The sequence below is a fragment of the Methanosarcina sp. A14 genome (assembly GCF_001729375.1).
GTDB classification, from domain to species: domain Archaea; phylum Halobacteriota; class Methanosarcinia; order Methanosarcinales; family Methanosarcinaceae; genus Methanosarcina; species Methanosarcina barkeri.
In genome coordinates this window covers 1-6,731 of sequence record NZ_LZPK01000371.1, presented here as the reverse complement: position 1 = coordinate 6,731, position 6,731 = coordinate 1, and the positions used below count along the sequence as shown (strand labels likewise).

At 39.5% G+C, this 6,731-nt stretch carries 6 protein-coding genes; 2 read left to right on the top strand and 4 right to left on the bottom strand.

The window, feature by feature from the left end; genetic code table 11:
- Positions 1 to 85: 85 nt before the first annotated feature.
- Both A9239_RS16475 and A9239_RS16470 read right to left on the bottom strand, forming a co-directional pair.
- Positions 86 to 1,888, bottom strand: a complete 1,803-nt coding sequence (locus tag A9239_RS16475; RefSeq protein WP_048121242.1) for a glycosyltransferase — start codon at positions 1,886 to 1,888, stop codon at positions 86 to 88.
- 451 nt (positions 1,889 to 2,339) lie between these two features.
- Positions 2,340 to 3,167 carry an ABC transporter ATP-binding protein gene (locus A9239_RS16470; RefSeq protein WP_141706496.1) on the bottom strand — a complete coding sequence of 276 codons (828 nt, stop codon included), beginning with the start codon at positions 3,165 to 3,167 and terminating at the stop codon, positions 2,340 to 2,342.
- A gap of 514 nt (positions 3,168 to 3,681) precedes the next feature.
- On the opposite strand from A9239_RS16470, the gene A9239_RS16465 reads away from it, so the two are divergent.
- Positions 3,682 to 4,038, top strand: a complete 357-nt coding sequence (locus tag A9239_RS16465; protein ID WP_048123477.1) for a hypothetical protein — start codon at positions 3,682 to 3,684, stop codon at positions 4,036 to 4,038.
- Between the two features lie 293 nt (positions 4,039 to 4,331).
- Here A9239_RS16465 and A9239_RS16460 read toward each other — a convergent pair whose 3' ends face one another.
- Positions 4,332 to 4,826, bottom strand: coding sequence for a GNAT family N-acetyltransferase (locus A9239_RS16460; RefSeq protein WP_048156084.1), 495 nt, complete (start codon positions 4,824 to 4,826; stop codon positions 4,332 to 4,334).
- 202 nt (positions 4,827 to 5,028) lie between these two features.
- On the opposite strand from A9239_RS16460, the gene A9239_RS16455 reads away from it, so the two are divergent.
- Positions 5,029 to 5,751, top strand: a complete 723-nt coding sequence (locus A9239_RS16455; RefSeq protein WP_048156080.1) for a DNA alkylation repair protein — start codon at positions 5,029 to 5,031, stop codon at positions 5,749 to 5,751.
- A 689-nt stretch (positions 5,752 to 6,440) separates the two neighbouring features.
- On the opposite strand, the gene A9239_RS16450 is transcribed toward A9239_RS16455, so the two are convergent.
- Positions 6,441 to 6,731: winged helix-turn-helix domain-containing protein (locus A9239_RS16450; protein WP_141706495.1), on the bottom strand; the 291-nt coding region annotated here is incomplete at its 5' end.

Sequence of the window (6,731 nt, the reverse complement as noted above, 5' to 3'; positions counted from 1 at the left end):
TATTCTTTTTTCCTGATATTCATTTTTCCTGATATTCGTTTTCTCCTGATATTTTAACTTCTTTTTATCCTCTACCAGCAGTATTTTACTGTTTGCAGAACCGAGCCCCGCTTATCAGTTCATAATACTGTTCAGTAGGAGCTTTCCAGCCCATATCTTTTGCAAGGAGGAATGCTTCCCTGCAGAGGAGTTTATACTTTACCCTATCTTCTATGAAATTCCGTGTAAAATAACTGACTGCCAGGGCATAATCAAGGATTATTTCATAGTAGGAAAGACCGATATTGTCCACTACTATCACTCCTCCAAGCGCTTCTTTAAGGGACTCAATTGTCTTTATGGCATCACTGAAGCCGCATACCCGACTGACCACACTTGGGGTTCCTTCTTTTCCGGCTTCAAGCCCTGTGAGCAGGAAGGGATCATAACGCGAGGGAAAAATACCTGCACAGCAGCCTGCCATAAATTCCTCAACTTCCATACCCAACCCTCCATCCGAGCTTGAAAGAATCTGGGGGTATAAAAGTGCTGCAACCGAGCGTTTTCCCCTTACCATTTTCGAAAAATCCAGCCCCCTATCCTCAATCATCTGCTGGATTCTCAGTTCGTTTCCTACAAGCACTTCTTTTGGCAGGTTTACAGGAAATCCTGACGGAAGGTTTGTTTTTGACCCTTCAGCCGTAACAAGGAAACAGATTACCCTGATTTCCTCCTGCATATGCCCTTCGAGAATGTTATTTTTTATTATGTGCTCAAGCGCAACAAGGGAATCGAGAAGATCCGGATATCCTTTATTTTCCACCTCCAGACGAGAGATTGTGAAAATCGGGATTATCTTTTCGGGTTCGATCCTTTCCCCTCCATGGTACTTATACAGGTTTTCGGAAAGGAATTTTCTGATTCGTTTAAGGGAGCTTTCTTTAAGATCCCAGTCTATCTTGTCGGATTCTATGGTTATTCCGTTTCGGATCACAATTCCATTAATCCCATAAAAGAGCCTTGCTTCCTGTCGAGTCGATTCTCCTACTGCAGTAACCGTATCGGCATATGCAGCCAGCGCTTCAAGGGCGGCCAGGTTTTCAGGCACACCTGAAGGCCATGTGCTGTCATTATTCCTTCTTTTCTGGATAGTATTGTATCCTGCAGTCCTTCCAGGCAGAGTTGCGTGTAGAGTTGCAACAGTATTTACTGGAATTCCGAGTTTCTTAAGTCTAGCTGGCGCATAAAACACCCCAAATTCATGGCAGTGCAGAGAGACTCTTGGGCAGGGAATAGAACTATGAGTTGAAGCATGAGTTGAAGCTGCGTCGGGAATTTCGGAACTTTCCGAAGCTGTGCTTAGCAGGAGCCTGACAAGCTCTGAAACTGCATAGGACAGGCATAGGTAATGGGTATACTCAGGCCCGTTTGACATATTCTCGTATCTCAGGGAGTCAAGCCCAAGGTGCTCGTAGGCTTCAGATTTGATCCTACTTTCAAGGTTCATCTCATTTCCCTTATACATAGAGCGTATTTTTCCAAAATCAGAGGTTTGAAACTGCAAATAACCTATCTTCGTTCTCCCCACGAACTTGGATCCTGTAAACACCTTGATACCTGAGTTTTCAAGGGATTCAAGGCTTTTACGAAGTTCTTCGCCGGGGTTAAGGGAGTCAAATTCCTTCATCTCCGTAATTCGATTTAACCCCCGATTCCAGTCCGCGCCCCTGTGCGCATAATAAGGGCCCACAACAAGTATTTCTTTATCTTCTTTTGTATCCAATTGCCCCGAATCGAAAAGAGCAGCAAGGGTTTGTGCCTCTTCATGAATAACATTCCAGATCCCGCCCATTTTATTTGATTTAGGGCCTGCTTCTTCTCCGGCAATTATGACAAAATGCTTTCCCAAATTTAATCCCCCAGGGTCTTTTGTCATTCATTTATAGCCATTCAGTTATAGTTTATGTTTTAATTCACGTATAAGTATTAAAGTGTATCAATCAGAAGAGAAAGTTGTAAGGAATGTATTATGTGCGACTAGAAGATTGAAGTTTATGACTACGCCTGTTAAAAGAACTGGAGATAGATAAAGGTTAAAGAGAAAAAAGGAAAAATATAAAAAATGCGGGATCTGTTGAGAATATTGATAAAAAGCAGAACTCAGTATCAGTTTATTCTGATACTACGGAGTCGTTTATAAGCCTAAAATGTTGGCAGGTCTGAATGTTGGCAGGTCTGAATGTTGAGAAGCCTGAAATGTTGAGAAGCCTGAAATGTCGATGGGCCTGGATTTTTAATATGCTGGCGTTAATATAATATTTTCATTTTGTCAGCTTTTTGTTTTAATCCACGCCTGTTCTTCAGATCAGGGCCTGGTAGTAACCATTCTTCTTCACAACTTCGACCGGGAGAGAAAACAATTCCGAGAGGTTTGAGTCGGTCAGTATTTCCTGCTTTTTTCCATCCATGAAGATTTTTCCATTTCTGATGAGGATTACACGGTTAATTTCGGGAATGATATCTTCAAGGGCGTGAGTAACGAGAATAATGCTCTTTCCCGAGCCGGCAATTTTCCGGATAATTTCGCGGAAGCTGTGAAGGGCTTTGAGGTCAAGGCTATTTGTAGGCTCATCTAAAATAAGGGCTTCAGGGTCATGTACAAGGGCTCTTCCTATGAGTACCCTCCTGGCTTCTCCTGAAGAAAGTTCAGACATCATCCTGTCTTCAAGGTGGGAAATCTCAAGAAACTCAAGCACTTCCTTTGCTCTGGTTTCCATTTCAGGGGTAACTTCATGGTTATAGTAAATTCCTATGCTGCTGAAAAACCCTGAGAGTACGACATCCAGCACACTAACCTGACGGAAGTAGGTCTGCTGAAGGTCTCCTGAGACTATCCCGAGCAGTTTTCTTAGCTCAAAGACATTCCAGGTCCCTTTGCCCATGATATTCAGAATAAGCCCATCGGCTGCTGCAAGCGGGTGATATTCCTTTGTAAATGTCTTGATCAGGGAGGATTTTCCGGAACCATTAGGCCCGATAATTGCAACATGTTCTCCCTGCTCAATTGACAGGGACACCGAATCAAGGATTTTTCTCCCGCCTCTGACGACGGTTACATTTTTCATTTCCAGCAAGGAAGGAGAATCAGTCTTCCCTGAAAAGTCCACGTTTTGAGTCATTTTTACCATCTATCTGATAATCTGGATAAAAGTTTCATGAACGCTGCGAATCAAAATACCAACAGTTTTATATTTAACTCAAGTTTTTCGATGGATGTACCACCATACACTTTTAAATATAATTGTTTACAGTTTACAGCTAACTATTTTAAAATATCATAATAAGAAATACTAAACCTGAATAATACTAAACCTGAATAAATCTATGAGTACAACCATCTGAGTGCAATCATCTAAAGTACAATCATCTAAAGTACAATCATCTAAAGTACAATCATCTGAGTGCAATCATCTGAGTGCAATTATCTAAGTACAATCATCTAATAACTGTAACAAGTTCGCTTATATACTTACATCTATTTAATGTGTTTTCGTGTCCTAAATTATCTAAAAATTCTTAGTACGTATTTTCTAAAAATTATTAATCTCTATTTTAGTTTCTTGTTTTTGTTTCTTACGTATATATAATCTTATAATATAGTTTTCCTCTACCGGAAAATGGGGAGTTTTGGGAGGTTCTTTGTTGGAAGTCTACAATACTCGGGGTTCGTTCAGTTCTTATCTCTACGAGATACGTTTCATTATTCTTTTCTATGTAATCGGAGATTGGATCTCCACGGTTTGTGCCTTAAATCAGGGTACGGAATATAATCCTGTTCCGGCAATGATTCTGGAAAATTACGGGATATATCATCTTTTGCTTGTAAAAATAGGTTTTATTCTCCTGCTTTTTTATGCAGCTCCTTTGATAAAAACGTCGGGGGAAAAATGGTTTCTCACAAAACGTATTATAGAATCCGTTGGGGTCTTTGTAACAGCAAATAATCTTATGGTTGTCTGGTATGGGAATAGCCTTATACAGGCTATCGGGCTTGTCTGATTCAGTCATGCCTGCGTTACCTGCCTATTTTTTCCTTTTCTTATTACAAGGCTTACAGGCTGAACTGAATCTTTATTTCAGTCGGTTCCAGCTGATTCCAACCTATTACAATTAATTTTAGTTGATTCCAAATAATTTCAGTCAATTTCAACAAATTTTAACCAATCTCACTCGATTTCGACTGATTTAAGCTGATTTAAGCTGGTTTCAGCTGATTCCACCCTGTTTGATTTTCTCCCCGGGCATCCTTCTGGACATATCTTATTTTTCTTTCGCCCTGCACAATTTTTTCATTACCTGATTTTCGCATAAAGGAAACAGTCGTAATAATCTTCCCCTATGCGGTGGACTTTTTCCATTGTACCTTCTTTTTTGTACCCACATTTCTGAGCTACGCGCTCGCTTGCAAGGTTCCGGGTGTCCATAAGGATGATAATTCTATGTAAATCCAGTTGCTCAAACCCGATCTTTTCAAGCTGTTTTACAGCTTCGGTTGCAGTCCCTATTCTCTGATAATCTCTGTCAATGAAGTACCCAATTTCTCCTATCCAGGGTCTGTGCTGGTCGATCTTTATCCCGCAGGCTCCTACAAGTCTTCCGTAATAGAGAACGGAAAAATTGTACTCAAAGTTAGCCTTTCTTTTAGCTTCATTTAGACCCAGAAAATACCTTTCTTCTTCAAGTGTTTTTATAGGAAACTCAATGAATTCGAGATTTGTACGTGTAATTATGTCAAAGAAACATTTGGAATCAAAGAGTTCCTGAGGGCGAATTTTTACTTTGGGCATAAATATAAATTGAATTTCCTTATGAAAAATGTTTTCAGGCTCTATTTTTATTTATACTTTCTAATCATTTTAAAAATTTTTGAAAGTAATATCTAAGCAGAATCGACATGACTATGTCTAAATATAAATGAACTGTACATGTAAATAAAATGTAAATATATATAAATAAAATATAAGTACACCTCTTATTAAATAGAAAACTGTGGAACACAATATTATACCCAGGATGAGAGAGGAGCTATCCCTCAACGTTGATGAGAAAACAAAAGCCAGTTCGTCTCGCTTTTTTAAAGAAGAAATCCGCTGCTATGGAGTAAAGTCTGCGCTTGTGGGAAGAATTGCGAAAAATTACTATAATGAAATAAAGTCCGAAGACAAAAAAGAAATCTTTGACCTGTGTGAGGAACTTTTTCGGTCCGATTACTGCGAGGAAGCCTTTATTGCAGCCGATTGGGCTTACCTTATCAGAAATGATTACTCTGAGGACGACTTCTTTACCTTTGAGCACTGGATTGAAAACTACGTTAACAACTGGGCAAAGTGTGACACCCTCTGCAACCATGCAGTGGGCTCTTTTATAGAGAAATTCCCAGAGTATGTGGAAAAACTCAAGGTCTGGGCTCTGTCGGACAACAGGTGGGTAAGACGAGCGGCTGCAGTAACTCTGATCCTGCCTGCCCGAAAAGGCAATTTCCTTAACGAGGTTTTTGAAATCTCCGATCTCCTGCTCAAAGACGGAGATGATCTGGTCCAGAAAGGCTACGGCTGGATGCTCAAAGAAGCCAGCAAATCCCATAGGCAGGAAGTCTTCGAATACGTGATGAATAACAAAAAAGAGATGCCCAGAACCGCCCTCAGATATGCAATCGAGAAAATGCCACCAGATTTGAGAGCCAGAGCTATGGAAAAAAACTGGAAAAAATAAAGCTGAGTCCAAGAGAAATCATGGTAAATCATGGTAAATCATGGAAAACCATGGAAAATCATGGAAAATCATGGAAAATCATGGAAAATCATAAAAAATCATAAAAAATCATAGAAAATATTAGAAAATCAGGGACTAATCAAGGACGAATCCGAGACAAATCCACGGTAAGTCTAAAAAATTTTACAAAAATCACAAAATGTTATAGGAATCCAAAAATGAGAAAATATTAGAAAATTATAAGCGAAAAGTGATAGGTAGAAGGGAGTAAGGTCCTTTCCCTATACAATACCCCCATATTGTATCTTTGTCCCTTACTCCCCGGGTGTTCCCCTCTATTCCTGTATTTCTGCCTGCAACTCAATTCTGCAGGAGCTCATTCACACAATTTTGGTCTACGTTACAGTTAAAAGGATCTCTTCACAAGTATTTTGTTCTATTTACCCAGCCATGATACGAATTTAACACTTTTAACCGTTTTAATAATAACGCTCTTCCAAGCTCGATTTACTCTAAAAATTCTTTTAACTGTACATGGTTTTTAAGAGCCTTGAGTTTCATTTTTTGAGAAAAAATGTGAATGATCAGGGGGAATAGTAAGAAAACAGGCTGTTAAAAGTTTTATCTGATCATAAGAGGTATTCTCTGATTGATCTAATCAAAATGATTTTTACGCCTGGTTCTTAAACTCAAATCGAGGCGATTCTTCCCGCATCCGTTATAATATATCCATTTTCCCCATCGATTATATATCCCATTGCTTTCAGTTCCCGAAGATGGTTGTAAGTCATTCCTTTAGAAATTCCGGCAGTCGCCGCAATCTTGGTAACCGAAGAAACTCCGTTCTGGATCTCTTCAAGTATCAATTTCTTTGTTTCCGAGAGGTTAAAGCTCAACACCGGAAAATCAATCATGAAACTGTCTTCTTCGGTCACATACACAACTCTTTGTACCATATCGTTTCTTGCATACGCCCCAAA

Excerpts from the sequence above, each read along its gene's own strand:
- A9239_RS16470 (WP_141706496.1), bottom strand. The coding sequence starts at position 3,167 with ATGGTAAAAATGACTCAAAACGTGGACTTTTCAGGGAAGACTGATTCT.
- A9239_RS16460 (WP_048156084.1), bottom strand. The coding sequence starts at position 4,826 with ATGCCCAAAGTAAAAATTCGCCCTCAGGAACTCTTTGATTCCAAATGT.